The following is a 15,762-nucleotide window of genomic DNA, read 5'->3' as shown; positions in this document are numbered from 1 at the left end:
CTGCTGCCTTCCTGTCGCTGCTCCGGTGAGGGTGATCATGCCACCGGTCAGGTGCTCACCGGGTTCAGGAGCGAAACCGGACGATCGAACATACGATGGGCGAGACGCGCATGAGCTCGGGGCGGGAGACCTTATGGCACAGGCTGCGGGGGCAGCTGCACGGACCGTCATCCTGACAGTGGACGACGACCCCGGGGTGTCGCGTGCCGTGGCACGCGACCTGCGCCGCCGGTACGGCGAGACGTACCGCATCGTGCGCGCCGAGTCCGGTGAGAGCGGGCTCGAGGCGCTGCGGGAGCTGAAACTGCGCGGCGACCTGGTCGCGGTGATCCTGGCCGACTACCGGATGCCGCAGATGAACGGCATCGAGTTCCTGGAACAGGCCCTGGACGTCTACCCGGGCGCGCGGCGGGTGCTGCTGACGGCGTACGCGGACACCAACGCGGCCATCGACGCGATCAACGTGATCGACCTCGACCACTATCTCCTCAAGCCGTGGGACCCGCCCGAGGAGAAGCTCTACCCGGTCCTGGACGATCTGCTGGAGGCGTGGCGGACTTCCGACTACCGGCCGGTTCCCACCACGAAGGTGGTCGGCCACCGCTGGTCGGCACGCTCGTCGGACGTACGGGAGTTCCTGGCCCGCAACCAGGTGCCCTACCGCTGGTACTCGGTCGAGACCCCGGAGGGGCAGCGGCTGCTGGCGGCGGCCGGGCAGGACGGGGAGCGGCTGCCGCTCGTCGTCACCCCGGACGGCACGCCGCTGGTCGAGCCCGAGGACCCGGAACTGGCCGCGCACGTCGGCCTGGCGACGACGCCGACCTCGGAGTTCTACGACCTGGTCGTGATAGGCGGCGGGCCCGCCGGGCTCGGGGCGGCGGTGTACGGGGCGTCGGAGGGGCTGCGGACGCTGCTCGTGGAGCGGTCCGCGACCGGCGGTCAGGCCGGGCAGAGTTCCCGGATCGAGAACTACCTCGGCTTCCCCGACGGTGTGTCCGGCGCGCAGCTGACGGACCGGGCGCGCCGACAGGCGAAGAAGTTCGGCGCGGAGATCCTCACCGCACGGGAGGTGTCCGCTCTCGAGGTCAACGGTGCCGCCCGGATCGTGCGGTTCTCGGACGGGACCGCGATCGGCGCGCACAGCGTGATCCTGGCGACCGGCGTGTCGTACCGGCAGCTCCAGGCGCCTGGGCTCGCCGAGCTGACGGGGTGCGGGGTGTTCTACGGTTCGGCGCTGACGGAGGCGCCGGCCTGTTCCGGGTACGACGTGTACATCGTGGGTGGCGCCAACTCGGCGGGCCAGGCCGCGATGTACCTGTCGCGGGGCTGCAAGTCGGTCCACCTCCTGGTACGCGGGGAGTCGCTGTCGGCGTCGATGTCGCACTATCTGATCCAGCAGATCAACGACGCTCCGAACATTCACGTCCGCACCCGCACCGTGGTGGACGCGGCGCACGGCTCGGACCATCTGGAGAAGCTGACGCTGCGGGACGTGGCGACCGGGCAGACCGAACTCGTCGACGCGCAGTGGCTGTTCGTGTTCATCGGGGCGGCCCCGCTGACCGACTGGCTGGAGGGAACGGTGCTGCGGGACGAGAAGGGGTTCATCCCGACCGGTCCCGACATGACGAGCGACGGGCAGCCGCCGAAGGGCTGGGAGCTGGATCGGCCCCCGTACCACCTGGAGACCAACGTCCCGGGTGTGTTCGTGGCGGGCGACGCGCGCGCCGAGTCCGCCAAGCGGGTCGCCTCCGCGGTGGGCGAGGGCGCCATGGCCGTGATGCTCGTCCACCGGTATCTGGAGCAGTCATGAACCCACGACGCGGGGAGCGGCGATGAGCGGCCGGCCGATGGCGTGCGACCGGGCGGAGCTGAAGTCGCTCTTCCTGTTCGAGAAACTGGACGACGAGCAGCTGGCGCGGCTGTGCCGGGAAGGGCGGGTGGAGGAGTTCGACCCCGGCCCGGTCTACACCGAGGGCGAGCCCGCCACCTGCTTCTTCGTCCTCCTCAAGGGGACGGTCGTGCTGTCGCGGCGGGTCGGCGCCGACGACGTGGAGGTCAACCGCACTTCGCAGCGCGGTGTGTACGCGGGCGCCTTCCAGGCGTATCTGGGCGACCGGGCCGCGGCGTCGTACAGCGGGTCGATGCGGGTCACCGAACCTTCGCGGTTCTTCATCCTGCCCGCGGAGACGTTCGCCTCGATCATGCGGGACTGGTTCCCGATGGCGGTGCACCTGCTGGAGGGGCTGTTCTTCGGCTCCAAGAACACCCAGCAGGTCATCAACCAGCGGGAGCGGCTGCTGGCGCTCGGATCGCTGTCCGCCGGTCTCACCCATGAACTGAACAACCCGGCCGCGGCGGCCGTGCGCGCCACCTCGGCGCTGCGCGAGCGGGTCGCCGGGATGCGGCACAAGCTGGGCGTGATCGCCGCCGGACGCTACGAGCCGGAGACGCTGCTGACACTGGTCGAGATCCAGGAGAGGACGGCCGAACAGGTCGCCAAGGCCACGCCGGTCAGCCCGCTGGAGGCGTCCGACCGCGAGGACGCGATCACCGACTGGCTCGACGACCACGGTATCGACGGCGGCTGGCAGCTCGCGCCGACGTTCGTGCAGGCCGGTCTCGACACGGACTGGCTGGACCAGGTCGCGGCGGCCGTCGACGAGAGGACGCTGGAGGGCGCGGTCCGCTGGCTCAACTACACGGTCGAGACCGAGCTGCTGATGAACGAGATCGAGGACTCCACGACCCGGGTGTCCACGCTCGTCAACGCGGCGCGGCAGTACTCGCAGCTCGACCGGGCGCCGTACCGGACGGCCGATGTGCACGAACTCCTCGACAGCACCCTGATGATGCTGTCCGGGAAGATCGGCAAGCGGATCACCGTCGTCAAGGACTACGACCGGTCCCTGCCGAACATCCCCGCCTATCCGGGCGAGTTGAACCAGGTGTGGACCAACCTCATCGACAACGCGGTGTCGGCCATGAACGACGCGGGCGGGGAGGGCACGCTGACCGTGCGGACGGCCCTCGACCACGACCGGCTGCTCGTGGAGTTCCGCGACACGGGACCGGGCGTGCCGGAGGAGATCCGCGACCGTATCTTCGACCCGTTCTTCACCACGAAGCCGGTCGGCCAGGGAACCGGACTCGGCCTGGACATCTCCTGGCGCATCGTCGTCAACAAGCACCACGGCAGCCTGAGCGTGCGGTCCGAGCCGGGCGACACGCGGTTCCAGGTACGGCTGCCGCTCACTGCCGTGGATTCCGAGACAGCACCGGAGGCGTCGTCATGAGCGCAGTGCAGAAGATCGACCCGAGCGTCCCGCCCAGCGGTACCGGGTGCGTGGAGTGCGAGGCGGCGGGCGGATGGTGGTTCCATCTGCGGCGGTGCGCGCAGTGCGGGCACATCGGGTGTTGCGACGACTCGCCCGCGAAGCACGCGACCGCGCACTTCCATGCCACCGGGCATCCCGTGATCCGCAGTTTCGAGCCGGGCGAGGACTGGTTCTGGAACTACGAGACGTCCGAGCTGTACGAGGCCGGGCCCGAGCTGGCTCCTCCGGCCTGTCATCCCGAGGATCAGCCCGCGCCGGGACCACGGGGGCGTGTCCCGGCCAACTGGATGGAGACGCTCCGTTAGGCGGGCCGTCCGGCGCGGGGCGCCCGGTGCCGGTTCAGTGGCCCGCGTTCAGCGGTGTGGTGTGCCAGGGGGCCGTGAACGTGCCCGTGCCGGGCGTGCCCGTGATCTGGCCGCCCAGGCGGAGCCCGGAAGACGGAGCACGAGGCGGTCCTCGCCCTCGACCAGGGTCATTCTCCAGGTGCCGTCCTCGTGGGCGACCTCGACCGCCGTAGCGTCGGCTGTTGCGGGCAGTGGCCGCCCTGGGGTGTGAGGCGGATCGCCGACCGGAGTCCGGGTCCGGCGTCCGCCGCGACCGGGGGCAGGGCGAGGCGTTCGAGGCGGTGCTGGAGTGCCTTGTCCTGGTCCGTGTCCGCCCGGCGGGTGTCCACGGTGCCGTCGCACGGACCCCAATGGTCAGTTTTCGCCCCTTCCAACCGGGAACCCGCGCTTTATGGTGCGAATCGGATACACGATGATGACCGAACAGGCGGGCCCGCGCGAGCTCGTCGACCATGTGGTGCGGGCCGAGGAGGCCGGGTTCGACTTCTCCGTGACCTCCGACCACTACTTCCCGTGGCTGCGGGAGCAGGGCCACGCCCCCTACGCGTGGAGCGTGCTGGGCGCCGCCGCCCAGGCCACCTCACGCATCCCGCTGATGACGTACGTGACCTGTCCGACCGTCCGCTACCACCCGGCGGTGGTGGCGCAGAAGGCGGCGACGATGCAGCTGCTGTCGCAGGGCCGCTTCCGGCTGGGGCTCGGCGCCGGCGAGAACCTCAACGAGCACGTGGTGGGCCGGGGCTGGCCCTCGGTCGAGGTGCGGCACGAGATGCTGGAAGAGGCGATCGGCATCATCCGCGACCTGTTCGGCGGAGGCCATGTCAGCCGGCGGGGCAAGCACTTCAGCGTGGACTCGGCGCGGCTGTGGGACCTGCCGGACGAGCCGCCGCCGATCGGTGTCGCCGTCTCCGGCGAGCGGTCGTGTGCGCTCGCGGGCCGGCTCGCCGACCTGGTCATCGCCACGGAGCCGAAGCAGGAGCTGCTGACCGCGTTCGACCGGCACGGTGGCGAGGGCAAGCCGCGGATCGGGCAGCTGCCGGTCTGCTACGACCGGGACCGGGAGGCGGCGATCCAGCGGGCGCACGAGCAGTTCCGCTGGTTCGGCTGCGGCTGGAAGGTCAACTCCGAGCTGCCGCACCCGGATTCCTTCGCGTCGGCCACCCAGTTCGTCACGCCCGACGACGTGGCCTCCTCCATTCCGTGCGGCGACGCCCCGGCGGACTTCGTGGAGGCCGTACGGCCCTATGCACAGGCCGGGTTCACGGAGATCGCACTGGTGCAGATCGGTGGCGAGTCGCAGCCAGAGTACATCGACTGGTCGAGCAAGGAGCTTCTGCCCGCCCTGCGGGAGGCCCTGGGCTGAGACCGCGACAGCGGGGGCCGGCAGGCACAACGACCCCTGGCCGGTAAGGGTTTGACGGTGCGCCGCCATAATGACCGGATGATCGACTCCTCGCCCGCCCCCCTCCCCCCGCCCGAGCCGCGCGTTCCCGTCGTCATCGTCGGCGCCGGTCCCGCAGGGCTGACACTCGCCAACCTCCTGCGGGACGCCTCCGTCGACTGTGTCGTCCTGGAGCAGGAGAGCAGGGAGTTCATCGAACAGCGGCCGCGGGCGGGGTTCCTCGAGGAATGGGCCGTGCGGGCGCTCGAGCGGCACGGGCTGGCCGGGCGGCTGCTGGAGACGGCGCAGACGCACAGCGAGTGCGAGTTCCGCGTCGGCGGGGAGCGGCTCCGGTTCCCGTACACGGAGATCTCCGGCCACCACCACTTCGTCTACCCGCAGCCGCTGCTCGTCACCGACCTCGTACGCGAGTACGCGGACGTCAAGGGGGGCGACATACGGTTCGGCGTGCGGGACGTGGAGGTGCGTGGAATCGACACCGATGAGCCGTCCGTGTCGTACACGGATCCGGACTCCGGCGAGCACCGGCGCATCGCATGCGAGGTGATCGCCGGCTGCGACGGCGCCCGCGGTGTCACCCGGGCCGCTCTGCCGCCGGAGCGCGCACAGCTCGCGCGGCTCGACCACGGGGTCGGCTGGCTGGCGCTGCTCGCCGAGGCGCCGCCGTCGTCTGACTGCGTCGTCTTCGGGGTCCATCCGCGCGGCTTCGCCGCCCACATGGCGCGCAGCCCGCAGGTCACCCGCTACTACCTCGAGGTGCCGCCCGGGGACGACCCGGAGAACTGGCCGCACGAGCGTGTCTGGTCGGAGCTGCGCGAACGACTGTCCGTCGCCGGGGCGCCGCCGCTGACCGAGGGGCGGCTGATCGAGAAGCGCGTCCTGGACATGCACAACTATGTGGTCCAGCCGATGGTGCACGGGCGGCTGTTCCTCGCGGGCGACGCGGCACACCTGGTCGCTCCGATCGCCGCGAAGGGCATGAACCTCGCACTGCACGACGCGCTGCTGCTCGCGGACGCGCTCATCGCCTACCACCGCAGGGGCGACACCGGCGGCCTGCGCGGCTACTCGGCGGCCTGCCTGCGGCGCGTGTGGCAGTACCAGGAGTTCTCCGAGTGGTTCGCGGAGCTGCTGCACGGGCCCTCGTCGGGCGATCCGTTCCGCGCGGGCAATGCCATCGCCCGGCTGCGACGGCTCTTCCACTCCCCCGCGGCGGCGGCCGCGTTCGCCGAGTCGTACATCGGCGCGACGGCAAAGGTAACCGACGGTAAACTACCGACCAGTAGCCCAGGGGACGCATTTTCGCACGTGTGAGCGATGCGCGCCGGGTCGGGGAAATCCGGCTCGTAGAAAATCGCCTTTCTTTGAACACCCACCGTCACGTCCGCCGTACATCCGGGAAAGGGAGAGTCCGGTGCGCTGCGAGGGATGACGATGGACCACGGGCAGGTCTCCACACGGGAGTTGGTCGCCGGACGGTACCGGACGCTCGAAGTCGTCCACCGGGAGGAGGGGCGCACCGTCTGGCTCGGCCAGGACGCGGACTTCGCACGGCCGGTCACCCTCACCGAGTCGCGGCTCGCACCGCTGCGGCCCGAGGTCACCTCACGACGAACGATCGCCCGGATCCTGCGCGAGTCGGAGGCGATGGAATCGCTGTGCCCCGGCCGGATCGCCACCGTCCTCGACGTGGTCGACGACAACGGTGTCCTGTGGACCGTGACGGAACGGATCGACGGCACGCCGCTTGGGCAGATCCTCGATCGCGGGCCCCTGAACCACGTGCGTGCCGCCCGCATCGGCCTCGGGATCCTCGACGTCCTGGAGGCCGCCCACCGGCGGGGCGTCACCCACGGGGACCTGAGCCCCGGGCAGGTGTTCGTGCGGGAGGGGGGCCAGGTCGTGGTGACCGGGTTCGGACTGATCGGATCGTCCGTCACCCAGCGGGTCACCGCGCCGTCATACGCCTCCCCCGAACAGGCCCGCGGCTCGAGCGCCGGGCCGGCGGCGGACCAGTGGGCTCTCGGAGCGCTGCTGTACGCGATGGTGGAGGGCCGTCCGCCGTTCCGGGACCGGGGTTCGGCCGAGGCGACGCTGCGCGCCGTGGACCGGCTGCCGCTGCGCCCCCCGCTGAGCGCCGGGCCGCTGGCACCGGCCATCACGGGGTTACTGCGCCGCAACGCCCTGGAGCGGGTCCCGGAGTCCGCGGTGCGTGCCTCCCTGGTGCGCATCGTGAGCGACGACCTCGACGAGCCCACGCAGGAGACGCTGATGCCGCGCCTGAGGGGGGCGTGGCTGGTCGCCCACCGGGCGGGGCGGGCCTGGGGCAGACCGGCCGTGCGCCGGTCGGTGCTCGTGGGGGCGGGGCTGGTGCTCGTGGCCTCCTCGGTCGCGATCCTCGTCGCGACGGTCGGCTCGGAGGGGGGCGGCGCGTCGACGACCGGGACGGCGCCGTCGCGCTCCGTCGCGCCCTCGCGGCCGGCCGCGCCCTCCGGGCACGACACCGACGGCACGACCCTCCCTCCTGCGACGAGTACGGCACCGGCACCCTCCGCGCCCCCGTCGTCGCCCGCCACCAGGAACCCGGCAACGACCTTCCGCCGCTACGACGCGCCGGAGGGCTTCTCCATCGACCTGCCCCAGGGATGGAAGCCCATTGACACCCTCAAGGCCGCCGAAGGCACCTACCGCGTGACGTTCGGGGCGAGTGGGGACCCTCGCACGCTGGCGGTCACCTACAGCGTGCGGCTCGGTACGGATCCGGTCGCCGTGTGGCGGAAGCTGGAGCCGTCCCTGAAGAGCACGTACGCCGAGTACACGCGGGTGGGCGACATCCGCGCCGTGACCTACCAGGGCCGCAAGGGCGCCGACATGGTGTGGCTGTCCACGGTGAACGGCGTCCGGGTGCGCACCTTCGGGCGGGGCTTCCTCCTCGGCGACGGCCGCGGCTGCTCCCTGCGCTGGACGACCCCGGCGGCGGACGCGCAGAGCACCGCCAACCAGCAGGCACTGGACGTGTTCCTGAGAACGTTCCGGCCGCCGGCCGGGTGAGTGGACTCTCCGTCCGGCGTCGAGTGGAGCGGGGGAAGCGGTGGCGCAGGCGCGGGGCGAAGTGGTCGTCTACTGGCGGCCGTTGTGCCCGTACTGCATGAAACTGCGGACGCGCCTGTTGTTCTCGCGCCTGCCGCACACCAAGGTGAACATATGGCGGGATCCGGAAGCGGCGGCGTTCGTCCGCTCGGTCGCGGACGGGAACGAGACCGTGCCCACCGTGACGGTCGCGGGCAACGCCCTGGTGAACCCGTCGATGCGGCACCTGCGGGACACGGTCGCGGACCGCGCCCCGCATCTGCTGCCGGGGTCCCGCGGGAGAACGGGGCGGCGCGGCTGATCGGTACGGATCCGTTCCGCCGCGTCGGCTCCACGGCTACCAGCGGCTTTCCGAAGGCCGCCGGTCGGGTGCGCGTCGGGCCAGCCAGTGGGCGATCGACTCCGCTATCGGCTGGCCGGTGGCCAGTTCGATGAAGCCGAACTGGCCACCCTGGTTGCACTCCAAGAACCACCACACGCCCTCCCCGTCCTCGGCGAAGTCGAAGGCGGCGTACGCGAGGCCGGCAACCGCCAGGTACTCGTGGACCGACTTCACGATACGGTCGGGCACCACGGTGGGCTGCCAGGAGTACTCGGTGTCGCCGTACCGGCCGTCCACCTGCCCGGGCGCCGCTCTCTTGCGGGCACCGAACAGGCGCGCGCCGACGCAGGTCAGCCGGATGTCGGCACGCTTGGGGATGTAGCGCTGCAGCAGGGCCGGTCCGGCCGCGACCGCGGAGAAGTCGGCGTCCGGGCCGATCAGCGTCGTCGGCAGGGCCAGTTCGGGGTCGTCCGGCGGCGGCCCCGACGCCGACTTCACCACCACGTCCCGGTACTCCTCGGCGAACTGCTGGGCCACACGCGGCGCCGTGGTGACGACGGTCGGCGGCACGGCGAAGCCGCTGAGGTGGGCGATCCGCAACTGCCACGGCTTGTAGCGGGCCTGCTCGGCGTTGCGGGGATGGTTCATCCACCGTGTGGACGCCGAGTAGAGCATGCCGTACAGGGCCTGGCGGGTCTCCGCGGTCAGCCAGGTCGAGGGCTCCGCGGCATGCGCGGCCGGTTCGCCGGGTCGGCGTACCCACACCGAACGCAGGCCTCCCATGCTCAGGACGTGCCCGCCCACCGAGAGGTGGCCGTCGAAGTCGCCGTGGGCGTAGTCGGCCGACAGCACCGCCCTGCCGGGGAGGTCGGCGGGGTCCAGGCGCATCACGGGCACAGCCCGCTCGTGCAGCTCGGCCACCACCATGTCGGCCGTCACGTCCTGATCCGACGTGAGGATGAGAACCGTCATCCGGTCCGTGCCGTCAGTCGTCGAAGTGCGTCTGGGAGCCCGCCGTCGACGTCGTCGTGCCGGCCGCCAGCAAAAGGGCACGGTCACTGACGGCGGGGCGACCGTCCGGAAGCACATTCAACTGCCGCGAGGCGTCGAAGCGGTACGGCGTCACCGTGGCCTGAACCCCCATGGGCACGGCGTAGTTGAGGGTGAACGGTCGCACGTGAAACCTCCACGGTCTTGGGTTGCCACTTCCCAAATCTTTACGTCTTCCCCCCGTAAGGAATTCATCACTTTCCGACACATGAGGGTGAAGGTCGTCACATACCCGAGACGCAACCCCGTGACCTCTAGGGGCGTCCCCGGCACGCCGGATGCGCGCTGTCAGTGCCCTCGGCAACAATGCGGGGGAAAGATCATCTCGCCTTCCGGGCGGGAGGATCACCGTCCTGCCCCGGAAAGGCTGACCGCCCATGACGCGCCCTCGGCTCAGTTCCCGTGCTGCCGAAGTGCTGCGCCTGATCATGGACCAGCACCTGGCGGTCTTCCTGACGGTGCATGGGAACGGGCGCCGCCGGTACGGCTATTGGCAGACCGACGGCCGTCCCGTGGCCCTGCCGACCGAGGAGTGCGACGCGTTGTGCGCGGCGGGTCGGATCGTGCTCGGCGACCCGGTGGTCGACCGGTCGAAGACCGTCTACCGGGTCCGGGCCGCCGCGCGCGGAACATCCCGCGCGACCCGCTCCGCCCTGACGGCGTGAGGTCGTAGGGGCGTGAAGGTGGAACAGGCCGACGCGGCGGGCGGCTACCAGCGGTCCTCGACCTGCTCCTTGATCCGCCGGTCGTACAGGTCCCGGATCGCGTCGAGCGTCTCGCGCGGCAGCGGGGGCAGCTTGGCGACCGCCGAGTTGGCGCGGGCCTGGTCCGCGGAGCGGGCGCCGGGGATGACCGTGGTCACGCCGGGCTGCCGGAGGACCCAGGCGAGCGCGAGCTGGGCCGGCGTGTAGCCCTCGGGCGCGAGCGCGGCGAACTCGGCCGCCGCCTCGACACCGGTGGCGAAGTCGACACCGGAGAAGGTCTCGCCCTGGTCGAAGGCCTCACCGTGCCGGTTGAAGGAGCGGTGGTCGTTCGCGGCGAAGACAGTGTCCTTGGTGTACTTGCCCGACAGCAGGCCGGAGGCGAGCGGCACTCGGGCGATGATGCCCACGCCGGCCTCCCGCGCGGCCGGGAGGACCTCACGCAGCGGCTTCATGCGGAACGGGTTGAGGATGATCTGCACGCTGGCCACGTTCGGGCGGGCGATCGCGGTCAGCGCCTCCTGGCACGTCTCGACGCTCACCCCGTAGGCGGCGACACGGCCTTCCTCGACCAGGGTGTCCAGGGCGTCGTACACCTCGTCGCAGGAGTAGACCGGCGTCGGCGGACAGTGCAGCTGCACCAGGTCGATGCGGTCGACGCCGAGGTTGCGGCGGGAGCGGTCGTTCCAGACCCGGAAGTTGTCGAGGACGTAGTTCTCCGGGATCTGGTCGACGCGGCGGCCCATCTTGGTCGCCACCAGCACGTGCAGGTCCGGCCTGCCGTGCAGGAAGGCGGCGATGGCCTGTTCGCTGCGCCCGTCGCCGTACACATCGGCGGTGTCGAAGAAGGTCACCCCGGACTCGGCCGCCGCCTCCAGCACCTCGTGGGCGTCCTTGTCGTCGACGTCGCCCCAGTCGGCGCCCAGCTGCCAGGTGCCGAGGCCGATCACCGAGGCGTGCTGCCCCGACCTGCGGAATTCTCGCTCTTCCATGCGGTCAGTGTGTCATCCGCGTCCGGTAGCACTGGGAAACGCCCCTCCCGCACCGGAGACATCTCCATCACCCATACGGGTGGTTTGATGTGACAGGAGGGAGACACGTGTCAACTGGCGCCTACTGTGGGCGACATGACCGAACCACCAGCCGGTCCCCCTCCCGCCATAGGCGGAGCCGACGCCTCCTGGACGCGCCGGGGATTCCTGCTCACCGCCGCCTCGCTGGCCACCGCCTCCCCGGTCCTGACGCAAGGCACCGCCGCCGCTGACGGGCTGCCCGGATTCCCGCCGGACGTCGGCCTGTACCGCACGGCGTACCGCAACTGGGTCGGGGAGATCACCGCCGACGGACTGTGGGCCTGCGCGCCGGCGGACGCACGACAGGTCGTGGACGTGGTCAACTGGGCCCGGCGGCAGGGCTGGACGGTCCGCGCCCGCGGCTGCTCCCACGGCTGGTCGCCCCTGACGATCCCCGCCGGCACGGGGGCCGGGTCGCCCGTACTGCTCCTGGACACCGCCACCCACCTCACGGGGCTGTCGCTGGAGTCAACCGATCCGGCCGCCGTCCGGGCCGGCACCGGCGTCACTCTCGAGGCGCTGCTCGGCTTCCTGGAGGACCACGGCCTGGGCCTGACCGCGGCACCGGCGCCCGGCGATCTGACCCTCGGCGGTGCCCTGGCCATCGACGCCCACGGCACCGCGGTCCCGGCCCACGGCGAGAGCAGGCTGCCCGGGCACACCTACGGTTCGCTGAGCAACCTCGTGCTGTCCCTGACCGCGGTGGTGTGGGACGAGGACAGTGACGCCTACATCCTGCGGACGTACCGGCGCGACGAGCCCGAAGGTGCCGCGCTGCTCACCCATCTCGGCCGCGCCCTGGTCACCGAGGTGGTGCTGCGCGTGGGCGTCAACACCAACCTCCGCTGCGTCAGCCGCACCGACGTCCCGGCCGCCGAGCTCTTCGCGGCGCCCGGCAGCGACGGCCGGACGTTCGCGCGGTTCCTGGACGAGACGGGCCGGGCGGAGGCGATCTGGTTCGCCTTCACGGAGTTCCCCTGGCTGAAGGTGTGGAGCGTCGCCCCGCGGCGCCCGCTCACCTCGCGGCCGGTGACGTCGCCGTACAACTATCCGTTCTCCGACCACGTGCCCACACTCGTGGCGGACCTCGCGGGACGGATGGTGTCCGACGCCGCCTGGTACCTCGCGCCCGAGCTGGGCAACGCACAGCTGGACGCCGCCGTACTCGGCCTGACCGCCACGCTCTCCGCGGACCTGTGGGGACCGTCCAAGAACACGCTGCTGTACATCAGACCCACGACGCTGCGGGTCACCGCGAACGGCTACGCGGTCCTCACCTCGCGCGACGGGGTGCAGGGCGTCGTCCACGAGTTCACCTCCTTCTACCGGGAACGGCTCGCCGCGTACGCCGCGCGCGGGCGCTTCCCGGTCAACGGGCAGGTCGAGATCCGCGCAACGGGCCTCGACGATCCCGCCGACGTCGGGCTCACCGGCGCCCGAGCCCCGTCGCTGTCGGCGTTGCGGCCGCGCGCCGATCACCCCGAGTGGGACACGGCGGTCTGGCTCGACGTGCTCACCCTGCCGGGCACGCCCTACGCGGAGGAGTTCTACCGGGAGCTGGAACGGTTCCTGCTCGACACCTACGACCGTGGGGCGGGCCTCGTGCGCGTGGAGTGGTCCAAGGGGTGGGCGTACACGGACCAGGCGGCGTGGTCGGACCCGGACGTGCTGCACGACGCGGTGCCCGACTCCTTCGGCGACGAGCCGTCCTGGCCCCAGACGTCCGCGGTGCTCTCCCGGCTCGACCCGCACCGCGTGTTCGGCAACGCCTTTCTGGACCGGCTGTTCGCCTAGACCGGCTGTTCGCCCAGGCGGTCAGCCGGCGGTCTCGGGCGTGGAGCGCCGCAGTCTCCGTATGGCCAGGGCGAGTTGGAGGCGCAGTCGGCCGTGCGGGGCGTGCACGTCCCAGCCGAGGACATGCTCCAGCTGGGCCAGGCGTTCCTGCAGCGTGGAGTGGTGCACCGTCAGCTCCGCGGCGGCGGACCGCAGGCTGGGCGCCGACGCCACGGCGTGCAGGGTCACGGCGGCCCACGGGGCCTCGGCGACGGCACGCTCCAGCGCGAGCAGGTCCGGGATCGGCGGGGTGTCCGGGCCGACCGCCCCGGCGAGCAGGGCGAGTCCGCCCAGGTCGTCCGCGTGGACGGTGCGCGGGCCGGGGTCGTGCGCGGTGCCCTCGGCGGTGAAGCGGAGCGCGGTGCGGGCCGCAGCCCAGGACTCGGGCAGCCCTACGGGCTCCACGGCGGGACCTATGCCGGCCCGCGGCTCCTCCCCCGCCGGCCCTCGCACGGTGTCGGCGGGCACGACGCGGACCCCGCCGCCGTACAGCGCGACGGCCCGTACCCGCTGCTCGGCGCGGAGTCCCAGCCGGGCCGCCGCGCTCAGCCGTACGGCGGGTGGCGCGGAGGCGTCCAGCAGCGTCTCCAGGAGCGCCGGGTCGTCGGCGGGTGCCCGGCCCCGGGTGCGGTCCAGGACCAGGCGGACGGCCGCCACAGCGCGCTCCAGGATCATGGCGTGGACGCCGTCGGCCGGGCCGGGGTGCTCCAGCCACAGCCCGGCTTGCTCCGGGTCGTCCGCAGGGACATCGGTGCCCGTCGCCAGGGGCGCCCAGGGCCAGACGGGGTCGGGCGGGTCCGCCGTGTCGTGGCGGCGCCCGTCGGGCTCGACGCGGACGCGGACCACGCGCCGTTCGTCGACCAGCCGGGCCGGGCTGCCGGACAGGACCGCGGCGCCGCGCACCAGGGCCTCGAGGCCCGCACGCTCCTCCGTCAGGCGGTCGAAGTACGCGATGACGCGCAGCGCGGCGCCCGCGTCGGGATCGAGCGCCGCGAGCCGTCCTGCCAGCTCTTTCACGGGCAACATCCTGCGGGTGAGTACGGCGTCTGCCAAGCTCCAAGGCCGGATCCGCCGCCGCGTCCCGGCGCGGCGGACCGCCCGCCCCGCCGGGGAGGGGCACCGAACCCGCCGGGGAGGGGCGCCGAACCCGGTCAGGCGCTCAGCAGCCGCCGCAGCCAGCGCAACCGGGCCGCTCGGGCCTCCTGGGAGAGCAGGGCCTGCGGAGCGAAGCCGTCGAAGCCGTGGAACCCGCCGGGCCACACATGGAGTTCGGCGCGGCCGCCCGCCTGCCAGATACGGGTGGCGTAGCTGACGTCCTCGTCGCGGAAGGTCTCCGCGGAGCCGACGTCGATGAAGGCGGGCGGCAGGCCGGACAGATCGGTGGCGCGGGCCGGGGCGGCGTACGGGGAGACGTCCGGGCCGCCGCGCGCGTCGCCGAGGAGCGCGCCCCAGCCGGTGGCGTTCGCGGTTCGGTCCCATACGCCGCGCCCTGCCATCTGGTGGGCGGAGACCGAGTCGTTGCGGTCGTCCAGCATGGGGCACATCAGCATCTGACCCAGCAGGGCGGGGCCGCCTCGGTCCCGTGCGAGCAGGGCCAGCGCCGCGGTGAGGCCGCCGCCCGCGCTGCCGCCGGCGACGATGACGCGCTCGGGGTCGATGCCGAGTTCCTCCGCGTTCTCGGCGGTCCACTTCAGACCCGCGTAGCAGTCCTCGATCGGGGCCGGGTGCGGGTGCTCGGGGGCCAGCCGGTACTCGACGGAGACCACGACCAGCCCCAGCTCCTCGGCCCAGTCGAGCGCCTCCTCCACGCCGAACCGGTTGGTGCCGAGGATCATCCCGCCCCCGTGCGCGTGGTAGATCGCCGGCAGGGGGCCGGTCGCACCCGTGGGGCGGCAGATGAGCAGGGAGACGTCGGGCGCGCCGGCCGGTCCCGGCACCGCCCGCTCCTCCACCTCGAAGGCGCCGCCGCGGCGCAGCTCGTCGTCGGAGGGCGGTGGGATGACCATGCCGGCGCGCACCTCGGGGATGGCCTCGGGCGGGAAGCCCGGGGACAACTGCTCGCCGATCAGTTCGAGCGCCGCCGCCAGCTCCGGGTCGAAGGGCGGGGGCGGAAAGACGGGCTCGGCGTCTGCGGGTGCCGGGGAGGTCGTCGGCTCGGCGGTCATGGCTGCTCCTCGCGTCGTGGCCACGCCCGTGTGGCCAGTGCCGTTCATGGTGCCCGCCGCCCCACCGCCGCGGCACGCGCCGTTCGGCGGGAATCCCCCGCCGAACGGCGGGGGGGCACCTGGAACGAGCCGTCGGTGCGGAGCACGGAGGCGGCGGCGCCGCGGACGGGGAGCCGGGATGGCGTAGGCCGCCGCGGACGGGCGCGGCCGGGATGGGGCAGGTCGCCGCGGAAGGGGGGCGGCCGCGGACGGCGGGCGCGGCTGGGGACGGCCGCGGACGGCGGGCAGGCCGCGGACGGCGGCGGTTGCGGACGGGGCCGGTTGCGGAAGGGAGGCGGGGGGGGGGGGGGGGGGCCCCCCCGCCCCCCCCCCCCCCCGGGCGCGGGGCCCCCCCCCCCGGGCCCCCCCGCGGGGGGGGGGCCCGCCCCCCCCCCGGCCGACACC

At 72.5% G+C, this 15,762-nt stretch carries 14 protein-coding genes; 9 read left to right on the top strand and 5 right to left on the bottom strand.

Annotated elements, in window-relative coordinates:
- Positions 1–133: 133 nt before the first annotated feature.
- The 7 genes from ACIRC0_RS32920 to ACIRC0_RS32890 all read left to right on the top strand — a co-directional run bounded on the left by ACIRC0_RS32920 (position 134) and on the right by ACIRC0_RS32890 (position 8,475).
- Positions 134–1,813 (top strand): FAD-dependent oxidoreductase, encoded by a 1,680-nt coding sequence (locus ACIRC0_RS32920; protein ID WP_403623606.1) that lies wholly within the window; start codon positions 134–136, stop codon positions 1,811–1,813.
- A 22-nt stretch (positions 1,814–1,835) separates the two neighbouring features.
- The gene (locus tag ACIRC0_RS32915; RefSeq protein WP_403623603.1) at positions 1,836–3,296 is read left to right on the top strand and encodes an ATP-binding protein; all 1,461 of its coding nucleotides are present in this window, start codon (positions 1,836–1,838) and stop codon (positions 3,294–3,296) included.
- Positions 3,293–3,643, top strand: coding sequence for a UBP-type zinc finger domain-containing protein (locus ACIRC0_RS32910; RefSeq protein ID WP_403623600.1), 351 nt, complete (start codon positions 3,293–3,295; stop codon positions 3,641–3,643). The genes ACIRC0_RS32915 and ACIRC0_RS32910 overlap by 4 nt, the downstream gene beginning before the upstream one ends.
- Before the next feature lie 430 nt (positions 3,644–4,073).
- Positions 4,074–5,045, top strand: a complete 972-nt coding sequence (locus tag ACIRC0_RS32905; RefSeq protein ID WP_403623597.1) for an LLM class F420-dependent oxidoreductase — start codon at positions 4,074–4,076, stop codon at positions 5,043–5,045.
- 78 nt (positions 5,046–5,123) lie between these two features.
- Positions 5,124–6,398 (top strand): 4-hydroxybenzoate 3-monooxygenase, encoded by a 1,275-nt coding sequence (locus ACIRC0_RS32900; RefSeq protein ID WP_403623594.1) that lies wholly within the window; start codon positions 5,124–5,126, stop codon positions 6,396–6,398.
- 114 nt (positions 6,399–6,512) lie between these two features.
- Positions 6,513–8,135: a protein kinase gene (locus ACIRC0_RS32895; RefSeq protein ID WP_403623591.1), complete on the top strand. Its 1,623-nt coding sequence runs from the start codon at positions 6,513–6,515 to the stop codon at positions 8,133–8,135.
- 40 nt (positions 8,136–8,175) lie between these two features.
- Positions 8,176–8,475: a glutaredoxin domain-containing protein gene (locus tag ACIRC0_RS32890; protein ID WP_403623588.1), complete on the top strand. Its 300-nt coding sequence runs from the start codon at positions 8,176–8,178 to the stop codon at positions 8,473–8,475.
- Positions 8,476–8,511: 36 nt separating this feature from the next.
- Here the strand turns inward: ACIRC0_RS32890 and tgmB are convergent, their stop codons facing one another.
- Entirely contained in the window at positions 8,512–9,468 is a 957-nt protein-coding gene (gene tgmB, locus ACIRC0_RS32885; protein WP_403623586.1) for an ATP-grasp ribosomal peptide maturase, read from the bottom strand.
- Between the two features lie 13 nt (positions 9,469–9,481).
- Positions 9,482–9,673: a putative ATP-grasp-modified RiPP gene (gene tgmA / locus ACIRC0_RS32880; protein ID WP_403623583.1), complete on the bottom strand. Its 192-nt coding sequence runs from the start codon at positions 9,671–9,673 to the stop codon at positions 9,482–9,484.
- Positions 9,674–9,923: 250 nt separating this feature from the next.
- Here tgmA and ACIRC0_RS32875 point away from each other — a divergent pair, with 250 nt between their 5' ends.
- Positions 9,924–10,211, top strand: coding sequence for a hypothetical protein (locus ACIRC0_RS32875; protein WP_403623580.1), 288 nt, complete (start codon positions 9,924–9,926; stop codon positions 10,209–10,211).
- A 44-nt stretch (positions 10,212–10,255) separates the two neighbouring features.
- Here ACIRC0_RS32875 and ACIRC0_RS32870 read toward each other — a convergent pair whose 3' ends face one another.
- Complete coding sequence (locus tag ACIRC0_RS32870; RefSeq protein WP_403623578.1) at positions 10,256–11,239, bottom strand: aldo/keto reductase; 984 nt, start codon at positions 11,237–11,239, stop codon at positions 10,256–10,258.
- Between the two features lie 135 nt (positions 11,240–11,374).
- On the opposite strand from ACIRC0_RS32870, the gene ACIRC0_RS32865 reads away from it, so the two are divergent.
- Positions 11,375–13,114 carry a cholesterol oxidase substrate-binding domain-containing protein gene (locus ACIRC0_RS32865; protein WP_403623575.1) on the top strand — a complete coding sequence of 580 codons (1,740 nt, stop codon included), beginning with the start codon at positions 11,375–11,377 and terminating at the stop codon, positions 13,112–13,114.
- Between the two features lie 21 nt (positions 13,115–13,135).
- Here ACIRC0_RS32865 and ACIRC0_RS32860 read toward each other — a convergent pair whose 3' ends face one another.
- Entirely contained in the window at positions 13,136–14,170 is a 1,035-nt protein-coding gene (locus ACIRC0_RS32860) for a helix-turn-helix domain-containing protein (RefSeq protein ID WP_403623572.1), read from the bottom strand.
- Between the two features lie 134 nt (positions 14,171–14,304).
- Positions 14,305–15,318 (bottom strand): alpha/beta hydrolase, encoded by a 1,014-nt coding sequence (locus ACIRC0_RS32855; RefSeq protein ID WP_403623569.1) that lies wholly within the window; start codon positions 15,316–15,318, stop codon positions 14,305–14,307.
- Positions 15,319–15,762: the final 444 nt, after the last annotated feature.

The sequence above is a fragment of the Streptomyces sp. NPDC093984 genome (assembly GCF_044764595.1).
Classification (GTDB): domain Bacteria; phylum Actinomycetota; class Actinomycetes; order Streptomycetales; family Streptomycetaceae; genus Streptomyces; species Streptomyces cynarae.
This window is presented reverse-complemented; position numbering and strand designations above follow the sequence as displayed.